Origin of the sequence: Pseudomonas sp. Ost2, from assembly GCF_018326065.1 — a bacterium.
GTDB classification, from domain to species: Bacteria; Pseudomonadota; Gammaproteobacteria; order Pseudomonadales; family Pseudomonadaceae; genus Aquipseudomonas; species Aquipseudomonas gingeri.
Genome location: NZ_AP021904.1, coordinates 6,740,589 through 6,764,551, shown reverse-complemented (window position 1 = coordinate 6,764,551; position 23,963 = coordinate 6,740,589). Strand labels below are relative to the sequence as shown.

Here is a 23,963-nt window from a genome sequence, read left to right as displayed (position 1 = left end):
CGATGAAACGCAGTCAACGTGTGGGCCTGGTATTGCTGGGCAGCGTGCCCTTTGTGCTGGTGGCCTGCGATGGCGAGCAGGTCCTGACGCGCGACGTCAGCGAGACCGCTCGGTATGCCAACGAGCAGGCCTGTGTGGCCGCCGGTATCGCGGCGGATGTCTGTGCCGATGCGGCGGCGACGGCCCTGGAGCAGCATCGGGAGATCGCGCCGGTCTATGGCGACCAGACGGCCTGTGCCATTGATTTTTCCCTCGACAGTTGTGTCGCCGATCCGCAGCGTGCGCAGTTCAATCCGTTGATGGCCGGGTTCGCCCTGACCACCTTGCGCGCGGTGACGGTGCCGCCGGAGCAACCGGTGCCGGCGCAGAAACAGGACGAGCAAGCCGCGACTTCGAGCTATTGGTCGTCGGGGGGCAGCAGTGGTGGCGGCTATGGGGGATCGAGCGGCGGTTCGACAACGGCCAGCCATTCCAATGGCTGGGCCAGCCGGGTCTGGCGCTGGATAGGCCTGGGCACCGACCCCTATGCGCCGCGCTACTTCAGCGAGCCGCTGTACCAGGAGCGCGACGGGCGTGGTGGTTACCGCCTGAGCAGCCTCGACCAGCAGGTCAAGGCCGGCAAGACCTTCGCCCAGTCGCGTAATGCGCGTTTCCGGGTGGCGAGCCCGGCGCATTTCATCACCGGCTTCTATGACGGCTCGGCGCCACGGGCGGTCAGCCGCGGCGGTTTCGGCTCGTCCCACGGCAGCTGGGGTTCCTGATGCAGCGCATCCAGATGGCGCCACGTTCGGACTGGCGGGCCACCGCCGAACGCCTGGGCTTTCATTTCCACACCTTCGACGGCGAGCCCTATTGGGATGAGTCGGCGTACTACCGGTTCAGCCTGCGCCAGATCGAGGACGAGCTGGAAGAGCCGACGCGGCAACTGCATGAACTGTGCATGGCCCTGGTCGAACAGGTGGTGGACAGCGAGCAACTGCTCGACCGGCTGGCGATTCCCGAGGCCTATCGCGACCTGATCCGCGACTCCTGGCGCCAGGGCCACCCCCATCTCTATGGGCGGATGGACCTGTGCTACGACGGCCAGGGCCCGGCGAGACTGCTGGAAACCAATTACGACACGCCGACCTCGTTGTACGAGGCGAGCTTTTTCCAGTACGTCTGGCTGGAAGAACAGATGAAGCGCGGGCAACTGCCGGCCCGGGCCGATCAGTTCAACAGCATCGAGGACAAGTTGCTGCAGGCCTTTGTCGAGGGTGGCTTCCAGTCGCCGTTCCACTTCTCGTCGATCAGGGGCTCGCTGGAGGATCGCGGTACGGTCGAGTACCTGCGCGATATCGCCCGCCAGGCCGGACTCGGTACACGGCTGATCGATATCGAGGACATCGGGCTGGATCAGGCCGGGCGTTTTGTCGATGAGCTGGGCTCGCCGATCGCTACCCTGTTCAAGCTCTACCCCTGGGAAAACCTGTTCAGCGAAGCGTTCGGACCGGCCATCGAACACAGCCGGACGCTGTTCGTCGAGCCGCCGTGGAAGGCGATCCTGTCGAACAAGGGGGCCATGGCGCTGCTCTGGGAAATGAACCAGGGCCACCCGAACCTGCTGCCGACCTTTATCGACCCGGACCCCACCGCGCGACTGGGGGCGGGCTGGGTACGCAAGCCGTTCTTTTCCCGGGAGGGCGCCAATGTCGAGATCCACACGCCTGGCGGTGAACGGGTCAGCCAGCCGGGGCCTTATGAACGAGGGCCGTTTGTCCTCCAGCAGTTCCAGCCGCTGCCGTTGTTTGCCGGCAGTCACACGGTGCTGGGCAGTTGGGTGATCGGCGATCAGCCGGCCGGCATCGGCATCCGCGAGGACAACTCACTGATCACCAAGGACACCAGCCGTTTCCTGCCCCATGTGATCCTCGACTGAGGTTCAGCCGCGCTCGTTGCGCAGGGCGGCGATACGGCGGTCTTTCTCGCTCCAGAGCTGGTTGACCCAGTTCTGGATATGCTCGCGAAATGCCGGGTCGTTCTCGTAGTCGCCTTGCCACAGCGACGGGTCCATGGCGTGGGTCTGGAAGTCGATGATGACCTTGGGCACGTTGCCGCTGATCAGGTCCCAGAAGCCCGGAATACGCGCTTGCGGATAGACCACGGTGACATCGAGGATCGCGTCCAGCTGCTCGCCCATGGCCGCGAGGACGAAGGCCACGCCGCCGGCCTTGGGCTTGAGCAGGTGGGTAAAGGGCGAAGCCTGTTGCTGGCGCTTGGCCTCGCTGAACCGGGTGCCTTCCAGGTAGTTGACCACGGTGACCGGCTGGCGCTTGAACAGCTCGCAGGCGGCCTTGGTGATTTCCAGGTCCTGGCCCTTGAGTTCCGGGTGCTTGTCGAGGAAGGCCTTGGAGTAGCGCTTCATGAACGGGTAGTCCAGGGCCCACCAGGCCAGGCCGAGGAAGGGCACCCAGATCAGTTCCTTCTTGAGGAAGAACTTGAAGAAGGGCGTGTGCCGGTTGAGCGTCTGGATCAGCGCCGGGATATCGACCCAGGACTGATGGTTGCTGACCACCAGGTACGAGGTATCGCCACGCAGGCCTTCGGCACCGCGGATATCCCAGCGGGTGGGAATGCACAGGGCGAAGATCAGCTTGTCGATCTCGGCCCAGGTCTCGGCGATCCACATCACCGCCCAACTGGCGTAGTCGCGAAAACGACCGGGCAGTACCAGCTTGAGCAGGGCAAAGACCATCAGCGGGCCGAACAGCACCAGCGTGTTGAGCAATAGCAGCAATGTGACGAAGCTGCCGGTGAGCAGGCGGCGCATACGGGAACTCTTTAAAAACGTGAGGGCGCGCCATGATAAAGGTGGCGCGGCCGGACGCCAAATCCAGTGGCGGACACTTCCCCCTGTGGGAGCTGGCTTGCCTGCGATAAGGCCCTCCAACCCTGCGGCACCCCTGCGGGCGTCATCGCTGGCAAGCCAGCTCCTACAAGGTGACGGGGTTGTTTCTGATTTGTTCATGAACCAACGCGGTCGGCGCGGTCTAAAATGCCGACCCATGTGCGTCCACTCAAAGGTACCGCCCCAGTGAAAGCCCTTCTTGCCCTGTTGCCCCTCCTGGCCCTGCCCGCCCTGGCCGCCGAGCCGACCCTGTACGGGCGCTACGAATACATCCAGTTGCCGGAAATCGGCCAGACCTTCAAGGCCAAGATGGATACCGGTGCCCTGACCGCCTCGCTGTCGGCCAAGGATATCGAGCTGTTCAAGCGCGACGGCGAGGACTGGGTGCGCTTCCGCCTCGGCACCGCCGATGCCGACAACAAGGTCTATGAGCACAAGGTCTCGCGCATCAGCAAGATCAAGACCCGTACCGAGGAAGACGAGGACAGCGAGGTCGCCGACCCGAGCAAGCGCCCGGTGGTGGACCTGGAAATGTGCCTGGGCAACGTCAAGCGCACGGTGGAGGTCAACCTGACCAACCGCAGCAGCTTCAACTACCCGCTGCTGATCGGTGCCAAGGCTCTGCGCGAGTTCGGTGCGGCGGTGAATCCGGCGCGGCGTTATACCGCCGACAAACCCGACTGCTGATTGACGGGGCGACACGCGTCCGGCACCGTTGCGCCATTAATGCCAGTGCTCGGACGCCATGCCCCATATCCTGATTGTCGAAGACGAAGCGGCGATTGCCGATACCCTTGTGTATGCCTTGCAGGGCGAAGGGTTCACCACCACCTGGCTGAACCTGGGCGGCGCCGCGGTCGAACATCAGCGCGCCACGCCGGCCGACCTGCTGATTCTCGATATCGGCCTGCCGGATATCAGCGGCTTCGAGGTGTGCAAGCAACTGCGGCGCTTTACCGAAGTGCCGGTGATGTTCCTCAGTGCCCGTGACGGCGAGATCGACCGCGTGGTGGGCCTGGAGATCGGCGCCGACGACTATGTGGTCAAGCCCTTCAGCCCACGGGAAGTGGCGGCGCGGGTCCGGGCGATTCTCAAGCGCGTGCTGCCCCAGGCATCGCCGGTGTTGCCCGGCGAGCGTTTCCTGGTCGATCACGAACGGGTGCAGATCAGTTATCGCGCCCAGGCCCTGAATCTGACCCGCCATGAATTCCGCCTGCTGGCCTGCCTGCTGGAACAGCCCGAGCGGGTCTTCAGCCGCGAGCAGTTGCTCGATGCCGTCGGGGTGCCGGCGGATGCCGGTTATGAACGCAGCATCGATAGCCATATCAAGAGCCTGCGGGCCAAGCTGCGGGCGGTGGCCGCCGAGGCCGAGCCGATCCAGACCCACCGTGGCCTGGGCTACAGCTACAGTCCGGGGAACAGCTGATGCCGCTGGGGATCCGGATCTTCCTGATGTATTTCCTGTTCGTCGGTCTCACCGGCTATTTCGTGCTGAGCACGGTGATGAAGGAAATCCGTCCCGGCGTGCGCCAGTCCACGGAGGAAACCCTGGTGGACACCGCCAACCTGCTGGCGGAAATCCTCCACGACGACGTCAAGGCCGGCACCCTCGGCCAGAGTCGCCTGCCACAAGTGCTCAAGGCCTACGGTCAGCGCAAGCCGGGGGCGAAGATCTGGGGCCTGGCGAAGAACCAGGTCAATCACCGGATCTACGTGACCGACGCCAAGGGCATCGTCCTGCTCGATTCCGCCGAACTGGCGGTGGGCCAGGACTACTCGCGCTGGAACGACGTCTACCTGACCCTGCGTGGCGAATACGGCGCCCGCTCGACCCGCTCCGAGGCGAACGATCCGAACTCCTCGGTGATGCATGTCGGCGCGCCGATTACCGATGACGGCCAGATCATCGGCGTGGTCACGGTAGCCAAGCCCAACAGTTCGTTGCAGCCCTATGTCGACCGCACCGAGCGCCGCCTGCTGTGGTGGGGCGCGGGGCTGATCGCCCTGGGCCTGTTGTTCGGTGCGTTGCTGTCCTGGTGGCTGAGCGCGGCATTGCGCCGTTTGACCGCCTACGCCCAGGCGGTGAGTGAAGGTCGCCGGGCCGAGCTGCCGCATTATCGCGGCGGGGAGATGGAGCAGTTGGCCAATGCCGTGGAACATATGCGCACGCAACTGGAAGGCAAGGCCTATGTCGAGCGTTATGTGCACACCCTGACCCATGAGCTGAAAAGCCCGCTGGCGGCGATTCGCGGCGCGGCGGAGTTGTTGCAGGGAGACATGCCGGCGACGCAGCAACAGCGCTTCGTCAGCAATATCGAGAGCGAAAGCGCACGCATGCAGCAACTGATCGAGCGGCTGCTGAACCTGGCCCTGGTGGAGCAGCGCCAGGTGCTCGAAGAACAGGTCGAGGTGCCGCTGGCGGCCCTCGTGGACGAAGTCGTGCAGGCCCAGGGTGCGCGGATCGAGCGGGCCGGGCTGCGCATCGAACAGACGATCGCGGCGGGCATCCAGGTGTTCGGTGAACGTTTTCTGCTGCGCCAGGCCATCGGCAACCTGCTGGACAATGCCCTCGATTTCACCCCGGAGGGCGGGCTGATCCGCTTCACCGCCGAACAGCAGGGGCGGCAGACGTGCTTCACCCTGTTCAACCAGGCCGAGGCGATTCCCGACTACGCCTTGCCGCGCCTGAGCGAGCGTTTCTATTCGCTGCCGCGTCCGGGCAGCGGGCGCAAGAGTACCGGGCTGGGACTGAACTTTGTCGAGGAAGTGGTGAAGCTGCATGGCGGCGAGCTGCTGATCGGCAATGTCCCTGGCGGTGTCGAGGTGACGTTGCGTCTGCCCTGACTCTCCACGCAGTCTCCACACAGTCTCCATATTTCGCCCATCAAGGCTCCACACGGGCAGCACAGACTCTCTCCCATTCCAACAGGGAGAGAGACCCCATGAACCGCAGTCTGGCGATAAAATTCGGGGCGATTGCCCTACTGATGCTGTTGTTGCTGATTCCCCTGATGATGATCGACGGGATGATCGATGAACGACAGGGCCTGCGTGACGGCGTCCTCGAGGACATCGCCCGCAGTTCCAGCTACAGCCAGCTGGTGAGCGGCCCGGTGATGGTCGTGCCGTATCGCCAGACGGTGCGTGAGTGGAAGACCAATGACAAGGGCGAGCGTTTCCAGCAGACCAGCGAAACCAGCGGGCGCCTGTACTTCCTGCCGGAGCGTTTCGAGCTCGATGGCAAGGTGCAGACCGAGCTGCGTGCGCGGGGTATCTATGAAGCGCGGCTGTTTCACGCCAACAACCACATCAGCGGCACCTTCGCGTTGCCGGCGCAGTTGGGCATCAGCGAGGACTTCGCCGATTACCGCTTCGACGAGCCGTACCTGGCGGTGGGCATCAGCGATATCCGCGGCATCGAGAACGCGCTGACCCTGCAACTGGGCAATCAGCAACTGGAGTTCCTGCCAGGGACCCAGGTGAGCTGGCTGGGGGATGGCGTCCACGTGACCTTGCCGCGTGTCGACGGTCGCGAAGAAAAACGCCTGGATTTTGCTTTCGACCTGGCCTTGCAGGGCACCGGTCAATTGCAGGTGATGCCGGTGGGCAAGACCAGCAGCGTGCACCTGAGCGCCGATTGGCCACATCCGAGTTTTATCGGCAACTACCTGCCGGCCCAGCGGGAAATCACCGATCAGGGTTTCAGTGCCAACTGGCAGACGTCGTTCTTCTCCACCAACCTGCATGAAGCGTTGAACCAGTGCCTGGAGACGAGCAATTGCGAGGCGTTCAAGGCGCGCAGTTTCGGGGTGAGCTTTATCGAGCCGGTGGACCAGTACCTCAAGTCCGACCGGGCGATCAAATATGCCCTGCTGTTCATTGCCCTGACCTTCGCCGGCTTCTTTCTGTTCGAAGTGCTCAAGCGCCTGGCGGTGCACCCGATCCAGTACGCCCTGGTCGGCGCGGCGCTGGCGTTCTTCTACCTGCTGTTGCTGTCGCTGTCGGAGCACCTGGGGTTCGGCCTGGCCTACCTGTTGTCAGCCGCTGCCTGTGTCGGCCTGATCGGTTTCTATGTCTGCCATGTGTTGCGCAGTCTGAGCCATGGCCTGGGCTTTGCCGCCGCCCTGGCCGCTTTGTATGGCCTGCTATTTGGGCTGCTGAGTGCCGAAGACTATGCGTTGCTGATGGGCTCGCTGCTGCTGTTCGGCCTGCTCGGGGTGTTCATGGTACTGACCCGCAAGCTCGACTGGTACGGCATCGGCCAGGCCAGGGCGGCCGGGGCGCTGCCCGCCGAGAGCGGGGTGGTCCATGAGTAGGTCGCTGGGGCTGCGCGAGGATCAGCGCTGCGGGGCGCAGCTGGCGAAACGGATCGCCAGCCTGTTTCCGCCCCGGTTCAGGCCAGGGCAGGACTGCCGGCCGGCGACGGTTCGACCGGGCTCGACCTGAGCGGCCGGGCCACGTTCCACACCAGGAAGGCGGCGACGATATCGAGGATGGCCAGGGTCACGAACAGCGGGCTGTAGCCGACCTTGGTCACCATGATGCCCAGCACCATGGTGAACAGGGCCGCGCCGAAGAAGCCGAACATGCCGCTGACACCGGTGGCGGTGGCCACCTCGTTCTTGCCGAAGGAGTCGGAGGTGATCGCATACAGCGCGCCGGACAGGGTCTGGTGGGCAAAGCCGCCGACGCAGAGCAGGGCGATGGCGACGTAGGGACTGTCCACCAGGCCGATGCAGGCGGGGCCGATCATGCAACTGCAGCCGAGGAACATCACCATCTTGCGCGAGGTGAACAGGTTGACCTTCAGGTGCTTGTGGAAGAACGGGCTCAGGTAGCCGCCGACGATGCACCCCAGGTCGGCGGCGAGGAACGGCAGCCAGGCGAACATCGCGATTTCCTTGATGTTCATGTGCCGCTCGGTCATCAGGTACAGCGGGATCCAGGCGTTGAAGGTCTGCCAGGCCGGCTCGGAGAGAAAACGCGCGCTGGCGATGGCGAAGAAGTTGCGGCTGGCGACGACCTTTTTCCAGTTGCCTCTTTTTGTCGTGGTGTCCTTGAAGTGGTCTTCCTGGCCGCTGAGGATGTAGTCGCGTTCGGCGTCGCTCAGGCGCTTCTGGTCACGGGGATGCTTGTACAGCAGCAACCAGGCCGCGCTCCAGGCGATGCCCAGGACGCCGACGCTGATGAACGCCAGTTGCCAGCCGCTGTGCAGGATGGCCCAGACCACCAGTGGCGGGGCGAGCAGCGCGCCGAAGGACGAGCCGATATTGAACCAGCCGATGGCGACGGAGCGTTCCTTGGCCGGGAACCATTCGGTGGAGGTCTTGACCGCCGACGGCATGCCGGCGGCCTCGGTGACGCCGAGCAGGCCGCGCATGAACGCCAGCCCCTGCCAGCCGGTGGCCAGGGCCGCCGCCGCGCAGGCCAGGGACCAGGCGATGGCGAAGATCGCAAAGCCCAGCTTGGTGCCGATGGCGTCGACGATATAACCGGCAATCGGTTGCATCAGGGCGTAGCCGATCTGCCAGGCGACGACGATATGCGAGTACTGCTCGGTGGAGATGTTCATCTCGTTCATCAGCGTCGGTGCCGCCACCGACAGGGTATTGCGAGCCAGGTAGTTGACCATCAGGCCACAGGTGACCAGGGCGATCATCCACCAGCGGATGCCTTTGACTTTCATCACTTCACCATTGTTATTTTTGGAATGGGGTGGTGCATGGCACCCCGCGCGCGAGCGCCTGGCGGGGTGGGAAAGACATCACAAGGGCGGCGTACCGACCGTGTGCAAGCGCAGGGAGCGCAATCGGGGAAGGCCTGCGGAGAAAGCGGCGGCTCGGATCATTGGCGTGGACACTCTTTGAATTATTTTTATTGGAGTAAATTTGTTTCGTTGTATGTCGTCGTATGACTTTGGCCTTTATAAGGAGTGTCTGGCGGGGATGTCAATCGCGAGCGCAATAAAAAAGCGCCCGTAACGGCTTTTTACCGACGAGCGCTCGGGGCGGACTGGCCCTGTCTTAGGTGGGAGCGGGCTTGCCCGCGAAAGACACGACGCAGGCCGTCATCGTATGACCTCGCTTATTTTCGCGAAGCGCGTCTGAGCAACGCCTGCACCGCGATCAGTGCCGGTATCCCCAGCCCCAGCCAGCTCAGCGCATCCCAGGCACCGTCACCGAGCAAGGCGGCGAACAGCCCGGCGGCGGTGAGCAGGGCGATCACGGTCGGCAGGCCGAAGACCTTCCAGAAGTTCGATTGCCTCGGCTTCATCCCGCGACCTCCGCCGCGACGCCCGCCGTGGCCCGGCGCCGGACCCACCACAGGTACACGCCACTGCCGAGCACGATGATGGTCAGCACATCGAGGACGGCCCAGAGGATTTTCATCGGCATGCCACCGTAGTCGCCGAAGTGCAGCGGTTGCGACATGCCCATGGCGTCCATGTACCAGGGCCGTTCGGCCACTGCGGTGACCTGCAGGGTGCTGGCATCGATCAGCACCGGGGTCAGCAGGTGGGAGGTCAGGTGCGTGCTGCCCTTCATGAACACCGCGTAGTGGTGCTCGCTGGAGAAGCGCGTGCCGGGGAAGGCGATAAAGTCCGGGCGCATGCCGGGGGCAGCCTGGGCGGCGATCTCCAGCAGATGCGTGGCGGGCGCGCGGTCGGTCAGCGGTGGGGCGTTGCGGTAGGGTTCGACCATGGCGCCGAGGCTGTCGTTGCGCCAGGCGGCGATGATCAGGTCGGCGCAGGCGCTGATCACGCCGGTGATGCCAACCACCAGGCACCAGGTCAGGATGACGACGCCGATCAGGTTGTGCAGGTCGAGCCAGCGCAGGCGGGTGGATTTGTCCTGGCGGACCGTGGCGAACTTCAGGCGACGCATGAACGGCAGGTAGAGCACCACGCCGGAGATGATCGCCAGCACGAACAGCACACCCATGAAGGCCAGCAGCAGCTTGCCGGGCAGCCCGGCGAACATGTCCACGTGCAGGCGCAGCATGACCATCATCAGCCCGCCGTTGGCCGAGGGCAGTTCCAGGGCTTCTCCGGTGCGGGCGTCGAGCATGAAGGTATGGGACGAGTTGGGCTCGGTGCCGGCGGTTTTCGCCATGATCGCGATCACGCCATTGGGGTCTTCCTCGTCCCAGCCGAAGTACTGCATGACCTCGCCCGGACGATGGGCCTCGGCGGCGCGGACCAGTTGCTGCAGGTCCAGCGTCGGGGTGTCGGCGGGCATCTGCCTGAGCTCGGCGGCATCGCCCAGCAGGTGGTCGATCTCATGGTGGAAGATCAACGGCAGGCCGGTCAGCGCCAGCATCAGCAGGAACAGGGTGCAGATCAGGCTGGTCCAGGTGTGGATAAAGGACCAGCGGCGGATGGTTTTGCTTTTCATGGTTGACCACAGTCTGGATGAGGGCGCGCTATGGGAATGCGGCTTGTCTCAAGGTTGCCCGGCTAAGCAAGTGGGAGGCGGGAAACGTCACAAGGCCTGTGGGAGCCGGCTTGCCGGCGATGGCGTCCGAATGGGCGCTGCAAGGCTCAAGGGCCTCATCGCCAGCAAGCCGGCTCCTACAGGTCCGCGGTGGTTCAGGTGGTCCGCGTGATCAAGGCGGGTGCCGTTACCACTTGTAGTTCACGCTGGCGACCACGTTGCGCTCGTCACCGTAGTAACACCAGGTGCCATCACAGGTGGAAAGGTAGTCCTTGTTGAACAGGTTCTTCGCGTTGACTTCCACCGAAGCACCGGCCAATGAACTGCTCAGGCGACCCAAGTCGTAGTGCACGGCCGCGTCGTAGACCGCGTAGGAGCCTACGTGACCGTTGGCGGTGTTCGCGGTATTGCCGTAGGTGTCACCGACATAACGCACGCCGCCGCCGACGCCGAAACCGTCGAGGAAGCCGGTGCGCCAGGTGTAGTCACTCCAGACGGAGGCCTGGTTGCGTGGCACCAGTTGCAGGCGGTTGCCCTTGTCGTCGCCCTTGAGGATTTCCGAGTCTGTGTAGGTGTAGGCTGCGATCAGCTTGAGGTTCTCGGTCACGTTGGAGGTGGCTTCGAGCTCCAGGCCACGGACCTTGGTTTCGCCGATCTGGCTGGTGATGCCACGGTCGCTGACCGAGACGTTTTCCTGGCGCAGGTCGAAGATGGCGGCGGTGAGCAGGGTCTTGCTACCCGGCGGCTGGTACTTCACGCCCAGTTCGTACTGATGGCCTTCGGTCGGCTTGAAGGATTGGGTCGCGCTGGCGTTGGCACCCTGGGACGGCTGGAACGACTCGGTATAGGAAATATACGGGGTGATCCCGGAGTCGAAGACGTAGCTCAGCCCGGCGTTGCCGCTGAAGGCCTTGTCGCGACGTGTGCTGGTGGCATCGTTCTGGTTGAAGAAGGTGGTGCCGGTATGAATCCAGTCCTCACGCCCGCCGAGGGTCAGGCGCCACTTGTCCAGGGAGATCTGGTCCTGGGCATACAGGCCGGTCTGGTTGGTCTTCTGGTTGTAGTTATAGAAGGTGTTGTAGGCGATGTTGGAGAAGTCCTGCCCGAAGATCGGGTGGATCACGTTGCTGCTGGGCGCGCTGCCTTCCTGCCAGTGGTAGCTGGTGTCGCTGCGCTGATGATCGAGGCCCAGCAGCACGGTGTGGCTGAGGGCTCCGGTCTGGAAGTCGGCCTGGAAGTTGTTGTCCAGCGCGAACTGGCTGATGTCTTCGTTGACCTTGTCGACGAGGCGGGTAAGGGTGCCATCCGGGGCGACGACATTGCCAAAGGATGCATAGGCCTGGCGGAAGGCCAGTTCGCTTTTGGTGTAGCGCAGGTTCTGCTTGAACTGCCAGACATCGTTGAACCGATGATCGAAGCTGTAGCCCAGGGCGTAGTAGGTACGGTCGTAGTAGTCCGAGTCCGGGTCGCCCAGGTTCTTGTGATGAGAAATATCCCCGGCCGCCGAAGGCAGCTTGGTGCCCTGCAGCGGCAGGAACTGACCGCTGATGCCGGTATCGTCGCGGGTGTACTGCGACAGGAAGGTCAGGTGGGTATCGTCGTCGATATTCCAGGTCAGGCTGGGGGCGATGTTGTAGCGCTTGTCGTCGATATGGTCGATGGGCGTGCCGCCGTCACGGATCACGCCGTCGATGCGGTAGAGGAACCGGCCTTCGTCATCGATCTTGCCGGTGCTGTCGAAGCTGATCTGCTTGCGATTGTTACTGCCCACTTCGGCGCGTACTTCGTGACTGGTCTCGGCCTCGGGGCGTCGGCTGACCATGTCCAGCATGCCGCCTGGCGGGGTTTGACCATAGACCGAGGAGGCCGGGCCGCGCAGTACGGCAATGCGTTCCAGATCCCAGGTTTCAGCCTTGGGGTTGGCATAGGAACCCTTGGGCAGCGGCAGGCCATCGAGGAACTGGGTCGGTTCGAAGCCGCGGATTCGCAGCCAGTCGGCGCGTGAGTCGCTGCCGTAGCTGCTGGCGATCACGCCCGGGGTGTAGCGCAGGGCATCGTCGAGATTCTGTACGCCGCGATCTTCCATCTGTTCACGGGTAATGACCGAGATCGAGCGGGGTGCCTCGACGATCGCGGTGTCCGTCTTGGTCCCGGCGGCAGTGCGGGTCGCAGTGTAGCCTTCGACCGGGCCCCAGGCGCTTTCAGCGCTGCCCTCGCCAGTGATATTGGTTTCCGGCAGGGCCATGACGCCGCTCGGAACAGCGATCAGGGTGTAGGTCCCGGCGCTGCTCTGCACCAGTTGCAGGCCGGTGCCGCCGAGGGCGGTGTGCAGTGCGGTGATCGCATCGAGCTGGCCCTTGACCGGCGCCGAGGTCTTGCCCGACGCCAGCGCCGGATCGAGGCTCAGGGTCAGTCCCGCCTGGCTGGCGATCTGGCTCAGCGTCACGCCCAGTGGGCCGGCCGGCAGGTTGTAGGCGCGCACGCTGGCAGTCTGTTCGGCGGCGACCAGCGCCGGGCTGAGCAGGGGAGTGCCGAGGGCGATGGCGACGGCCAGGAGACTGGGGCGGAGCAGGATGTCGAGCGAGCGGGGCATAGGATGGATTCCTGAATGGAAATGTTTCTCAATGCCTATGTGCCGAACGAAATCCGAAAAGTGATAGGGCTGATTGAAAATAATTTAGATTCACGAATTTTCTGCTTACAAAATATCAAGTGGGCTCCTGTGGCGAGTGAGCCACAGGTCTGTGTTCGTCCTTGATATCTGGATCGTCCCCACAGGCTGCGCAGGTAGGCAGCCGTGCGCTCTGCGATACACAGCGGACGCAGAGCGTCCAGAGAGGCATTCCCACGCAGAGCGTGGGAACGATCAGCCGCCGAGCGTGGGAGCGATCGGCGTTGTTATTCAGGGTTTGCTGATGGCCTTGGCCTGCACCGTTACCCACCACTGGGTATGCCGCTCGATCTGCACCGGCAGGGTCGGCAGCAGGGCGGTCAGCGCCAGGTTGGTGTCGTGCAGCGGGAAGCTGCCGGTGATCCGCAGGTCGGCGACTTTCGGGTCGACGCCCAGGTGGCCGCGTCTATAGCGGCCCAGTTCTTCGAGCATGTCCGCCAGCCGCACGTTGTCCACCACCAGCATGCCGCGGGTCCAGGCATCGGCGCCGGGGTTGAGGGCCAGCAGCGGGCCGAGGCCATCGCGGTGCATCAGCACCTGCTGGCCTTCATGCAGGATCTGTTCGTCGGTGACCGCGTACGGACGGGCGGCGACCGCCGACTGCAGGACACTCAGCCGCGTGCCGTCTTCCTCGCGCTTGACCAGGAACCGCGTCCCCAGCGCGCGCATGCGGCCATCCTCGGTTTCGACGATAAACGGCCGGGCATCGTTATGGCCGGTCTCGATCAGGATCTCGCCGTCCCTCAGCACGATGCGTCGGGTCGTCTCGTCGAAACGTACATCCAGGGCGCTGTGGGTGTTGAGCTGGATAACGGTACCGTCGGCCAGGTGCAGGGTGCGCTGCTCGCCGGTGGCCGTGCGCTGGTCGGCCAGCCAGTAATCGATGGGCAGATAGCGATTGCCGAGGAACAGCGCCAGGCCGCAGGCCAGCATCACACTGGCGAGGCCGCTGCCGAGCTTGCGCACGCGCTGGCGGACACCGTCGCGGGATTTCAGCAGGGCACTGCGGGCCGGCGCGCTGGTGCCGCTGAAGCGCTGGTCGAGCATGCCCAGCTGGCTCCAGGCCCTGGCGTGCTCTTCATGGGCGGCGTGCCATTTCTCGAACTCGGCCTGTTCCACGGAGCCGCGCCCGCCGGTGTCCAGGCACAGCTGCCAGGCAATGGCGGCGTCGAGGACGCGGGCGGAAACCGGTTTGGAACTGAACTGATTCATGTCGGCTCGCCATACAGGGCGATGTAGCACTGGCGAATGCCCTGGGCCAGGTACTGGCGCACACGGGGCACCGAGACGCCGAGCTTGCTGGCGATCTCGGCGTGGCTCAGGCCCTCCAGGCGGTTGTAGAGAAACGCGGCGCGGGCCTTGCTCGACAGTTTGCCGAGCAGGCGGTCGATGGCCTTGAGGTCTTCGAGGATCAGTTGCTGTTCTTCCAGGGACGGTTGTTCGCCTTCCGGGATCAGCATCAGTTCGTTGAGGTAGGCCTGTTCCAGCGCGGCGCGGCGGAAATAGTCGAACAGCAGGCCCTTGGCGATGGCCGCGAGGAAGGCCCGGGGTTCACGGGGCGTCTTCAGTTCGTCCCGTCCCAGCAGGCGGACGAAGGTGTCCTGGCTCAGGTCCTCGGCCCGCTGCGGGCAGGCGATGTTGCGTCGCAGCCACGACAGCAGCCAGCCGCGATGGTCGCGATACAAGGCTCCAACAAGCTCATTGTGCGGGCTTCGGGCTGACGACACGGACGTTACCGATGGGAAGTTTAAACTAACGAGAATTATTCGCGATTGTGTCAGGGCGTAGGAAAAGGCGCAATGGTTGCTGGTCGGGAAGCCATTACGCGGTATGGAGTTTGTGTGAAAGGAGCTTGCATGGGGGCTCCGATGATCGTTCCCATGCTCTGCGTGGGAATGCCTCACTGGACGCTCCGCGTCCGCTCTGCAAGTGACGCGGAGCGTCACGGGCTGCATGCCCACGCGGAGCGTGGGAACGATCAAGTGAGGCTGCCTAGAACGAGTGGCTGTGCTGGCGTCGTTTCCACTGGTTCAGCCGCTGCTGCAGGTTCAGCGGGCTGTGGATCTGCTGCTGCCGGGCACGGCTGAACAGGATCAGCGCCAGCTCGGCGGTGGCCAGGGCATCGGCGCTGGCGTGGTGGCGTTCCTCGACGTGCAGGTTGAAGTGGCCGATCCAGTCATCCAGCCCGGCTTCGCGCAGAGTGGCCTGTGGGCATAGCAGCGGCGCGATATCGGCGACATCGAGGAACGGGTGTTGCAGGCGATAGCCCAGGCTGTCCTTCAGGGCGCGGGACAGCATGTGCTGGTCGAACGGGGCGTGGAAGGCCAGCAGCGGGCTGTCGCCGACAAAATCCATGAAGTCCAGCAAGGCTTCGGCCGGATCGCTGCCCGCTGCCAGGGCGCTCGGCCCCAGGCCATGGATCAGCACGCTGGGGCTGACGCTCTGCTCGGTACGCAAGAGCGTGCGCTCGAAGGATTGCCCCAGGTCGATGGCGCCATCCTCGATCACCACCGCGCCGATCGAGATCACCAGGTCGCGGTTGAGATTGAGTCCGGTGGTTTCCAGGTCGACGACGATCCAGCGCTGTTCACGCAGCGAACATTCGCCCAGGGGGGCCGCGCCCGGCAATTGCCGCAGGCGTTCCAGTTGCGCCGGCGTGAGCTGCGGTGTGCTGGACTTCAGCCAGGAAAACAGCCTCATAGTTGATACCGCAGGGCCAGGCTGCTTTGCAGGCGCTGGGCCTGGCGCAGGGACTCACGCAGGATGCGCCGGTCCAGGTGATTGAGGCTTTCCGGGTCGACCCGGTTGGAGTACGGCAGGTTGTCCCGGGTCTGCAACTGGTGCTGCTGCATGCGGGTCTGCTGGATAAAGTGATAGGCCTCTTCATAGGCGGCACCGTCGAGGGGCTCGATCACTTCCCGGGCGACCAGCTGTTGCAGGCGGGCCAGGGTGTTGTTGGCCTCGATGCCGTTGGCCAGGGCCAGCAGGCGGGCACCGTCGACAAAGGGTGTCAGCCCCTGGACCTTGAGGTCGAGGGTCGCCTTGTCGCTGCCCTTGCGGCTCAGCACGAACTCGCGGAAACGCCCCACCGGCGGACGGTTGCGCAGGGCATTTTCGGCCATCATGCGCTGGAACAGGCGGTTGTCGGCGACCTGGGCGAGAATCCCCTGGCGCAGTTGCTGGCAGGCCTGTTCGTCGCCCCAGACCACTCGCAGGTCGAAATAGATGCTCGAACCCAGCAGGTTTTCCGGCGTCGCCTCGCGAATGAAGGCGGCGAAGCGCCGGGCCCATTCGGCGCGGGACAGGCACAGCTCGGGATTGCCGGCCATGATATTGCCCTTGCACAGGGTGAAGCCGCACAGGGCCAGGCTCTGGTTGATCTGCTGGGCCAGCGGCAGCAGCTTGCCGCGGATCTCGGCGGCATGGGCCGCGTCGCGGGCTTCGAAGAGGATGCCGTTGTCCTGGTCGGTGTGCAGGGTCTGCTCGCGACGGCCTTCGCTGCCGAAACACAGCCAACTGAAGGGCACGCCCGGATCACCGCGGTCGGCCAGGGTCAGTTCGATCACCCGGCACACCGTGTGATCGTTGAGCAGGGTGATGATATGGGTGATCTGGGTCGAGGACGCGCCGTGGGCCAGCATGCGCTCCACCAACTGGCCGATCTCGCCGCGTATCGCCACCAGGTTTTCCACCCGGGCGGCGGTGCGGATGGTGCGCGCCAGGTGCACCAGGTCGACCCGTTGCAGGGAAAACAGGTCACGTTCGGAGACCACGCCACACAGCCGTTGGTCCTTCACCAGGCAGACATGGGCGATATGCCGTTCGGTCATGGCGATGGCCGCGTCGAAGGCGCTGTGGTCCGGGGTCAGGGCGAACGGCGCCTTGATCATGTGCCGGTCGATGCTCTGGTTGAAGTCATTGACGCCGTCGGCCACCACCTGGCGCAGGTCGCGCAAGGTAAAGATGCCCACCGGGGCCTTGAGCTCGTCGACGACCACGATGCTGCCGACCTGCTGCTCGTGCATCAGGGTCACCGCCTCGCGCAGCGGCGTGTGCGGGCTGCAGGTGACCGGATGACGCATGGCCAGCTCACCGAGGCGGCTGTTCAGGGAATATTGCGTGCCGAGGGTTTCCACGGCTTTCTGCTGGACCTGCTGGTTGACCTGGTCCAGCAGGCTGCTGACACACCGCAGGGCGAAGTTGCGAAAGCGGTCGGACAGCGAGAACAGCTTGATGAAGGCCGGTTTGTTCAGTTGCAGGCAGAAGGTGTCTTCGCCCGCCAGGTGTTCGGTGCGGGTGGCGCGTTCGCCCAGCAGCGCGGCCAGCGGGAAGCATTCGCCGGTGGCGATTTCGAAGACGGTCTCGGTACCGCCCCTGGCGGTGTGCGGGCGTTCGCCGACGATGCGGCCCTGCTTGACGATATAGAAGTGTTCCACCGGGCCGTCGGCCGGCTTGATGATGCTCTCGCCCTGGCTGTAGAAGCGCAGTTGGCACTGCTCGACCAGGTACGCCAGATGGGCGTGTTCCATCTGGTTGAAAGGGGGGAATCGCTGCAGGAACTGCATGGTGCCGTGGATGTTTTGCAACACCGCGGTCTTCCCTGCCTGGGTGAAGGCATCCGCTTTGCTCATGACCGCTATCGCTGTTGTCTGTTGTTGTTATCGGACTGTTTTACCCATGGTCGGATGCTTGCTGGCGGGTGCCCATTGGACGTAAGTCTAGGTTTGAGAAATAACCTACAGTTAACTAGTCGAGTTCTTAATGAAGTCCCACTTGGAAAACTTTCCGACGAAGTGCACATTGAGCACCCGTTTAGCGATGTCTGACCACAATGCTAGGGGATTGGATAGCTAAGGGAAGCTAGAGAACCGTATGTCCGACCACGATATTTTGAGCGATGCCGAGCGTGAGGCACTCCTCCAGGTGATGCAGGCACCGCAATTACCACCGCAACGCGTGCTGATCGTCGATGACGACCAGGACGCCCGTGAGCTGTTGTCGGAGATTTTTGCCCTGGATGGTATTCACTGCATGACCGCCGCCAGTGGTGGCGCGGCGTTCGAGCTGCTGGAGGCGAACCGCTCGATCGGCTTGCTGATCACCGACCTGCGCATGGCCGACGATGGCCTGGACCTGATCCGCAAGGTCCGCGCTTCGGAGCGGGCGGCGCTGCCGATCATCATCGTCTCCGGCAATGCCGAGGTGCGCGATGCCATTGATGCCATGCACTTGAGCGTGGTGGATTTTCTGCTCAAGCCGATCAATGCCGATCATCTGCTGAAACTGGTCAAGCGCGAACTGGGGCTGGTGGCCTAGGCCTGAAACTTGTGGGTGCCGGCTGGCCGGTGATGGCGATGCAAGCCACACCGCTGCTATCGCTGGCAAGCCAGCTCCTACAGGGAATGGCGGTGTATTGAGCCTGCGTGTCTAGTCCTGAAATAGGTTGACACCTATTTCACTCAAAACGCCCGATGCACCGCATTGGGCGTTTTGTATTTCAGGGACAAATGCGGCCGCTCTCCGTTGTAGATCAGGACCGATTCATCCACCATTTTCTTCGCCTCTGCCAAGTCCCTTGGGCGATGCAACAGGAACTCGGTCTTCAAAATTCCGTTTATGCGCTCGGCCAGAGCGTTCTGATAGCAGTCATAACCATCCGTCATCGAGCAGATAATGCCGTGCCTGATGTGCAGTCGTTGATAAAGATCAGAACAGTACTGGGCACCACGGTCCGAGTGATGTATCAACGTCTGCTTGGTTTTGCGCTCTGCAACGGCATTCTTCAACGCCCTGATGACTGACTCTGTATGCAGGCTTTCATGCACATGATGGCCCACTATTTTTCGCGAGTAAGCGTCAGTTACCAAGCTCAGGTAAGCCACGCTTTCTTGGGTGGGCAGATAGGTTATATCCGCAACCCATACCTGTTCAGGCCCATTGGCAACGACTTGATCCGGACCTGCTTTGAGCAGATTGGGATGGCGTCGAAAGCGATGATGGCTATGAGTCGTTTTGTGATAAGCCCGCTTGCGCGGGACCAGTTCGCGCACCTCTCGCAAGATTGCAAACAAGCGGTCCCGCCCTACCTGCAGCACCGTTTCTGCTTCGCTCTGCAGTAAATGGTGCAGCTTACGTGTTCCAAGTCTTGGCTGACGCCGCCGCTTTTCCAAGACAAAATCCACTATCCGTTGATTGTGGCTGAGCCGTGCATCATAAGCCCGATTGCGCTTGTAATAGGCCTGACGAGAAATCCCCATGAACAGGCAAGCCCTGGTGATGCTCAGGTCTTCGATTTGCCCTTGTGAGAGGACTTGCCGGGTCGCTTTTTTACGACGGAAATACCGTAGTCGTTTTTCAGAACATTCACGACGGCTTCGAAAAACTGAGCTTTCTGGTTACTCAGCGCCAGCTGTTCTTCAAGCTCTTTGATTCGCTGCTCGGGTGTCAGCGGTAGAGTTGGCTCGGTCATGGACCTGGTCCTCAACACTCGAATAGACGCGCCTTGGCTCCAATCCTGCCGACCATGCTTGCGTAGCCACACCAACACCGTAGACCGGCCCTGGATACCATAGCGCCGTTGAGCTTCTTTATAACTCAACTCGCCTTTTTCAACCTGATCGATGACCGACAATTTAAAAGCCAGTGTGTAATCTCGCTGACTGCGCCTTTTGCCTGAATCCATTGCGTCCTCCTGAAAAAAGGTCAGAAGGTGTAAACCTTATTCAGGACGGGACAGCGTAATGAAAAAAGCCCTGGTCGTTGCCGACCAGGGCTTTTTCCGTTGTGTCGCCTGATTACAGGCCGTTGCGGGCCTTGAACTCGCGGCGACGGCGATGCAGCACCGGCTCGGTGTAGCCGTTTGGCTGCTGGGTGCCTTCGATCACCAGTTCGACCGCCGCCTGGAAGGCGATATTGCTGTCGAAGTCCGGAGCCAGCGGACGGTACAGGGCGTCGCCGGCGTTCTGCCGGTCAACCACCGGCGCCATGCGCTTGAGGCTTTCCATGACCTGGTCCCGGGTGACGATGCCATGGCGCAACCAGTTGGCGATGTGCTGGCTGGAAATGCGCAGGGTCGCGCGGTCTTCCATCAGCCCGATGTCGTTGATGTCCGGCACTTTCGAACAGCCGACGCCCTGGTCGATCCAGCGCACCACGTAACCGAGGATGCCCTGGGCGTTGTTGTCCAGTTCGTTGCGGATCTCTTCGGCCGACCAGTCGGTGTTGCCCGCCAGCGGGATGGTCAGGATATCGTCCACCGAGGCACGGGCACGCTTGGCCAGTTCGGCCTGGCGGGCGAACACGTCGACCTTGTGATAATGCAGCGCGTGCAGCGCAGCGGCGGTCGGCGACGGCACCCAGGCGGTGTTGGCGCCGGCCAGCGGGTGGGCGATTTTCTGTTCGAGCATCGCCGCCATCAGGTCGGGCATGGCCCACATGCCCTTGCCGATCTGGGCGCGGCCCTGCAGGCCGGTGCTCAGGCCGATATCGACGTTCCAGTTCTCGTAGGCGCCGATCCATTTTTCCGCCTTCATGGCGGCCTTGCGCACCATCGCGCCGGCTTCCATGGAGGTGTGGATCTCGTCGCCGGTACGGTCGAGGAAGCCGGTGTTGATGAACACCACGCGCTCGCTGGCGGCCTTGATGCAGGCCTTCAGGTTGACCGTGGTGCGCCGCTCTTCGTCCATGATCCCGACTTTCAGGGTATTGCGCGGCAGGTTCAGGACGTCTTCGATGCGGCCGAACAGTTCGTTGGTGAACGCCGCTTCCTCCGGACCGTGCATCTTCGGCTTGACGATGTAGACCGAGCCGGTACGGCTGTTCTTGCGCACGTTGTTGCCGTTGAGGCTGTGGATCGCCGCGAGGCTGGTGACCAGGCCGTCGAGGATGCCTTCGGGCACTTCGTTGCCGTCCTTGTCCAGGATCGCGTCGATGGTCATCAGGTGACCGACGTTGCGCACGAACAACAGCGAGCGACCGTGCAGGCTCAGTTCGCTGCCGTCGAGGGCGGTGTAGGTGCGGTCGGCGTTCATGGTCCGGGTGAAGGTGGTGCCGCCCTTGGCGACTTCTTCCGCCAGGTCGCCCTTCATCAGGCCGAGCCAGTTGCGGTAGATCACCACCTTGTCATCGGCATCGACCGCGGCGACCGAGTCTTCGCAGTCCATGATGGTGGTCAGGGCCGCTTCCATCAGCAGGTCTTTCACGCCGGCGGCGTCGGTCTGGCCGACCGGGCTGCTGGCGTCGATCTGGATTTCGAAGTGCAGGCCGTTGTTCTTCAGCAGGATCGCGCTGGGTGCCGCGGCATCGCCATGGAAGCCGATCAACTGGGCATCGTTGCGCAGGCCGCTGTTGCTGCCGCCCTTGAGGGCGACCACGAGCTTGCGGTCGACGATCTTGTAGCCGATGGAGTCGACATGGGAGCCGGCTGCCAGCGGTGCGGCTTCATCGAGAAAGGCGCGGGCGAAGGCGATGACCTTGTCGCCGCGGACCTTGTTGTAGCCCTTGCCCTTTTCCGCGCCGCCGGCTTCGCTGATGGCGTCGGTGCCGTACAGGGCGTCATACAGCGAGCCCCAGCGGGCGTTCGAGGCGTTGAGGGCGAAACGCGCGTTCATCACCGGGACCACCAGTTGCGGGCCGGCGGTGCGGGCGATCTCGTCGTCGACATTCTGGGTAGTGGCCTGGAAATCCGCCGCTTCTGGCAGCAGGTAGCCAATGTCTTGCAGGAAGGCTTTGTAAGCCACGGCATCGTGAGCCTGGCTGGCTCTCGACTGGTGCCAGGCATCGATACGTGCCTGGAAATCATCGCGTTTGGCGAGTAGGGCTCGGTTCTTCGGCGCCAGGTCGTGGATGACCTTGTCGGCACCGGCCCAGAACTGGTCGGCGGTCAGACCGGTACCGGGAATGGCTTCGTTGTTCACGAAGTCGAACAGGACTTTGGCGACCCGCAGGCCACCGACTTGAACGTGTTCAGTCATTGCTTGCCTCACTCTGCTCAGCTATTCAGCTCTTCTGTTTAAAGCCTTGCGTGCTTCTCTGAACACAGTACCAGAACATGCCCTTGCGGACGGCTGGGCTAGCCTCGCCAAGCTTGGCCGGCGGGGCTTTCCGTGGTTTCACAGACACTCGGGCAGACATCCATCCAACGTTATGTAGTGTGCGCTGGCGCATACTACATGATGGATTGCGGTTGTGAAAATCAGACTAAATGCGTCGTTCTGCGACCAATGAGTTCTATCCAGTCACGCAGAAGCCGTTAATGTTCTCAAGAAATCCATGGATTGTTCCAGATAAATCTGAAAATGGTACACGATTTGTTTTTTTTTTCGGTCGGTGGGTCGGTCGGTTGGTTGGAGCGGCGGCGGTGGTTACCGCAGAGGGGGCCTGGTTTTCAGTGTAGGTTTAGTATCCGCCGGTCAGTCAGGCCGGGGTGTGGGCGTGTGCTTTTTATCACCAGGCTATACTGGAGGCCTGGGTATTATGTGTCAGCCAGTCGTTGGCAAGCTCTCTCGGTTCTTCGCCATTGCTGTATTCATTGCTGTTACCTCCATCGGCAAGCAAAGGAGAACGGTAATGAAAAAGAGTCATAATCCCCCTGAAACTGCAACTTCAGATCGTACTATCGAGCCTGACTCGGAGTGGCCGGTAATTCCGGATCAGCCATTTAGAATATTCACAGCCTTAGACGAAAGAAAATTTCTCTGTGGTTCCGTCGTTAGCGTTAATATTACCGATGACAGAGATAACAAAGCTGCATTCTGGTATGAAACTACTGGCGAGACTTCCGGTTTCAAAATCCTTATATTTCCAACTATCTTGTGTTTGACTGTGACAGCCGACGATAGAGTCGTACTTGCATTGCCCGACAATGCGCTTCGGCAGCAGTGGGACTTTGAGTACGCGGGAGGAGATTGGCTCGCTATAAGGCTTCACGGATTTAGAGAGAAGGTTTTGCATGTTCTCAGTGCAGAAGAGGGCGCTGGCGTTTCCCTTGAGCACAGGAGTTCTCAGAGCGAAAATCAACGCTTCAGATTAGGAGCTGCACCCAGCGGGAGTTGAGTAGGTGTTTGCAAGGATGGGGGCATAAAAGCCTAATGCCATTCAGTTAAGGGAAATAGGTATTGGCGTAAAGCCCCTATTTTTGCTGCCTCTCTCTCGTAATTGGGACAAGGCATGATATATCCAGCGGCAAGCGTTGATACTTTCATGGTGGCCAGTGTTTCGATATAGATCGGCATGATTGAGCGCTCGGCTCGAAAGATCGAGTTATGCCAAAACTGAAGTTGTATGAATTTTGTTTTGGGCAAGCGCGTGCAAGAGCTGTCAGGGGGAGCGTAAAAGCCCCTCTTGCCTATACTGAATCGATCCATAACCAGAGGGCTATCCCGTGGACCATCTCGTACTGACAGTATTCGCCCCGGATAAAGCCGGCCAGGTGGAACGGATCGCCCAGTGCATCGCCGAACACGGTGGCAACTGGCTGGAAAGCCGAATGTCGCGCCTGGCCGGGCAGTTCGCCGGAATCCTGCGGGTGGGGGTGCCGGCTGAAGCCCATGATGAACTGATCGACGCCCTGCAGGCGCTCGCCGGCCAGGGCATCCGCGTGCTGGTCGCCGAAACCGGCATCGAGCAGTCCTGTACCTGGAAGCCCATCGCCATGGAGCTGGTGGGCAACGACCGCCCGGGGATCGTCCGCGATATAACCCGGTTGCTGAGCGAGCAGGGGGTCAACCTCGAGCGGTTGGTGACGGACGTCCGCCCGGCGCCGATGAGCAGCGAACCCTTGTTCCATGCCGAGGCGATTCTGGCGGTGCCGCTGACCTTGTCCCTGGATACCTTGCAGGCACGCCTGGAAACCCTGGCGGATGACCTGATGGTGGAACTGGTGCTGCGCAGCGAAGGTTGAGGCGGGTTATCCAAGTTAACCGGGGACGGGCCTGTGGATAACCTGGGGAGACACGGCGCCCGGCCAGGTAGG

21 protein-coding genes are annotated in these 23,963 nt (G+C 62.4%); 10 read left to right on the top strand and 11 right to left on the bottom strand.

What is annotated here, in order from left to right:
- Window positions 1–2 precede the first annotated feature (2 nt).
- Together KI243_RS30010 and KI243_RS30005 are read left to right on the top strand one after the other, a co-directional pair.
- Window positions 3–761: a DUF1190 domain-containing protein gene (locus KI243_RS30010; RefSeq protein WP_212810213.1), complete on the top strand. Its 759-nt coding sequence runs from the start codon at window positions 3–5 to the stop codon at window positions 759–761.
- Window positions 761–1,918 (top strand): glutathionylspermidine synthase family protein, encoded by a 1,158-nt coding sequence (locus KI243_RS30005; protein ID WP_212810212.1) that lies wholly within the window; start codon window positions 761–763, stop codon window positions 1,916–1,918. Before KI243_RS30010 ends, KI243_RS30005 begins: the two co-directional genes overlap by 1 nt.
- 3 nt (window positions 1,919–1,921) lie before the next feature.
- On the opposite strand, the gene KI243_RS30000 is transcribed toward KI243_RS30005, so the two are convergent.
- Window positions 1,922–2,809 carry an acyltransferase gene (locus KI243_RS30000; protein WP_177084696.1) on the bottom strand — a complete coding sequence of 296 codons (888 nt, stop codon included), beginning with the start codon at window positions 2,807–2,809 and terminating at the stop codon, window positions 1,922–1,924.
- Window positions 2,810–3,073: 264 nt separating this feature from the next.
- Between KI243_RS30000 and KI243_RS29995 the strand changes: the two genes are divergently transcribed.
- The 4 genes from KI243_RS29995 to creD all read left to right on the top strand — a co-directional run bounded on the left by KI243_RS29995 (window position 3,074) and on the right by creD (window position 7,203).
- Complete coding sequence (locus tag KI243_RS29995; RefSeq protein ID WP_042936670.1) at window positions 3,074–3,574, top strand: ATP-dependent zinc protease; 501 nt, start codon at window positions 3,074–3,076, stop codon at window positions 3,572–3,574.
- A 58-nt stretch (window positions 3,575–3,632) separates the two neighbouring features.
- Window positions 3,633–4,313, top strand: coding sequence for a two-component system response regulator CreB (creB, locus tag KI243_RS29990; protein WP_212810211.1), 681 nt, complete (start codon window positions 3,633–3,635; stop codon window positions 4,311–4,313).
- Window positions 4,313–5,731, top strand: coding sequence for a two-component system sensor histidine kinase CreC (gene creC / locus KI243_RS29985; RefSeq protein ID WP_212810210.1), 1,419 nt, complete (start codon window positions 4,313–4,315; stop codon window positions 5,729–5,731). The genes creB and creC overlap by 1 nt, the downstream gene beginning before the upstream one ends.
- Before the next feature lie 98 nt (window positions 5,732–5,829).
- Window positions 5,830–7,203 (top strand): cell envelope integrity protein CreD, encoded by a 1,374-nt coding sequence (creD, locus tag KI243_RS29980; RefSeq protein ID WP_212810209.1) that lies wholly within the window; start codon window positions 5,830–5,832, stop codon window positions 7,201–7,203.
- Window positions 7,204–7,280: 77 nt separating this feature from the next.
- Here the strand turns inward: creD and KI243_RS29975 are convergent, their stop codons facing one another.
- The 4 genes from KI243_RS29975 to KI243_RS29960 all read right to left on the bottom strand — a co-directional run bounded on the left by KI243_RS29975 (window position 7,281) and on the right by KI243_RS29960 (window position 12,913).
- Window positions 7,281–8,573 carry an MFS transporter gene (locus KI243_RS29975; protein WP_212810208.1) on the bottom strand — a complete coding sequence of 431 codons (1,293 nt, stop codon included), beginning with the start codon at window positions 8,571–8,573 and terminating at the stop codon, window positions 7,281–7,283.
- Window positions 8,574–8,971: 398 nt separating this feature from the next.
- Entirely contained in the window at window positions 8,972–9,160 is a 189-nt protein-coding gene (locus KI243_RS29970) for a hypothetical protein (RefSeq protein WP_017128750.1), read from the bottom strand.
- The gene (locus tag KI243_RS29965; RefSeq protein ID WP_212810207.1) at window positions 9,157–10,281 is read right to left on the bottom strand and encodes a PepSY-associated TM helix domain-containing protein; all 1,125 of its coding nucleotides are present in this window, start codon (window positions 10,279–10,281) and stop codon (window positions 9,157–9,159) included. The genes KI243_RS29970 and KI243_RS29965 overlap by 4 nt, the downstream gene beginning before the upstream one ends.
- Window positions 10,282–10,507: 226 nt before the next feature.
- On the bottom strand, window positions 10,508–12,913 hold the full coding sequence (locus KI243_RS29960) for a TonB-dependent siderophore receptor (RefSeq protein ID WP_212810206.1): 2,406 nt from the start codon (window positions 12,911–12,913) through the stop codon (window positions 10,508–10,510).
- A 15-nt stretch (window positions 12,914–12,928) separates the two neighbouring features.
- Between KI243_RS29960 and KI243_RS29955 the strand changes: the two genes are divergently transcribed.
- On the top strand, window positions 12,929–13,078 hold the full coding sequence (locus KI243_RS29955; protein WP_212810205.1) for a hypothetical protein: 150 nt from the start codon (window positions 12,929–12,931) through the stop codon (window positions 13,076–13,078).
- Between the two features lie 144 nt (window positions 13,079–13,222).
- Here KI243_RS29955 and KI243_RS29950 read toward each other — a convergent pair whose 3' ends face one another.
- From KI243_RS29950 to KI243_RS29935, 4 genes are all read right to left on the bottom strand, one after another.
- Window positions 13,223–14,203, bottom strand: a complete 981-nt coding sequence (locus tag KI243_RS29950; protein WP_017128747.1) for a FecR family protein — start codon at window positions 14,201–14,203, stop codon at window positions 13,223–13,225.
- Window positions 14,200–14,718, bottom strand: a complete 519-nt coding sequence (locus KI243_RS29945; protein ID WP_177107719.1) for an RNA polymerase sigma factor — start codon at window positions 14,716–14,718, stop codon at window positions 14,200–14,202. Before KI243_RS29945 ends, KI243_RS29950 begins: the two co-directional genes overlap by 4 nt.
- A 265-nt stretch (window positions 14,719–14,983) precedes the next feature.
- Window positions 14,984–15,691 (bottom strand): 3'-5' exonuclease, encoded by a 708-nt coding sequence (locus tag KI243_RS29940; protein ID WP_017128745.1) that lies wholly within the window; start codon window positions 15,689–15,691, stop codon window positions 14,984–14,986.
- Window positions 15,688–17,622, bottom strand: coding sequence for a putative nucleotidyltransferase substrate binding domain-containing protein (locus KI243_RS29935; RefSeq protein ID WP_017128744.1), 1,935 nt, complete (start codon window positions 17,620–17,622; stop codon window positions 15,688–15,690). The genes KI243_RS29940 and KI243_RS29935 overlap by 4 nt, the downstream gene beginning before the upstream one ends.
- A 241-nt stretch (window positions 17,623–17,863) precedes the next feature.
- Between KI243_RS29935 and KI243_RS29930 the strand changes: the two genes are divergently transcribed.
- A complete protein-coding gene (locus tag KI243_RS29930) occupies window positions 17,864–18,307 on the top strand; it encodes a response regulator (RefSeq protein ID WP_017128743.1) in 444 nt (147 codons plus the stop codon).
- 143 nt (window positions 18,308–18,450) lie between these two features.
- Here the strand turns inward: KI243_RS29930 and KI243_RS29925 are convergent.
- Window positions 18,451–19,673, bottom strand: a protein-coding gene (locus tag KI243_RS29925; protein ID WP_212809915.1) for an IS3 family transposase whose coding sequence is annotated in 2 segments (ribosomal slippage) — window positions 18,451–19,322 and window positions 19,322–19,673 — 1,224 coding nt in all. Because the reading frame shifts where the segments join, the coding sequence is not laid out codon by codon here.
- A 112-nt stretch (window positions 19,674–19,785) separates the two neighbouring features.
- Window positions 19,786–21,963 (bottom strand): malate synthase G, encoded by a 2,178-nt coding sequence (locus KI243_RS29920; protein ID WP_212810204.1) that lies wholly within the window; start codon window positions 21,961–21,963, stop codon window positions 19,786–19,788.
- A 595-nt stretch (window positions 21,964–22,558) separates the two neighbouring features.
- Between KI243_RS29920 and KI243_RS29915 the strand changes: the two genes are divergently transcribed.
- The gene (locus KI243_RS29915) at window positions 22,559–23,044 is read left to right on the top strand and encodes an RICIN domain-containing protein (protein WP_177107715.1); all 486 of its coding nucleotides are present in this window, start codon (window positions 22,559–22,561) and stop codon (window positions 23,042–23,044) included.
- A 328-nt stretch (window positions 23,045–23,372) separates the two neighbouring features.
- On the top strand, window positions 23,373–23,891 hold the full coding sequence (locus KI243_RS29910) for an ACT domain-containing protein (RefSeq protein WP_017128741.1): 519 nt from the start codon (window positions 23,373–23,375) through the stop codon (window positions 23,889–23,891).
- Window positions 23,892–23,963 lie beyond the last annotated feature (72 nt).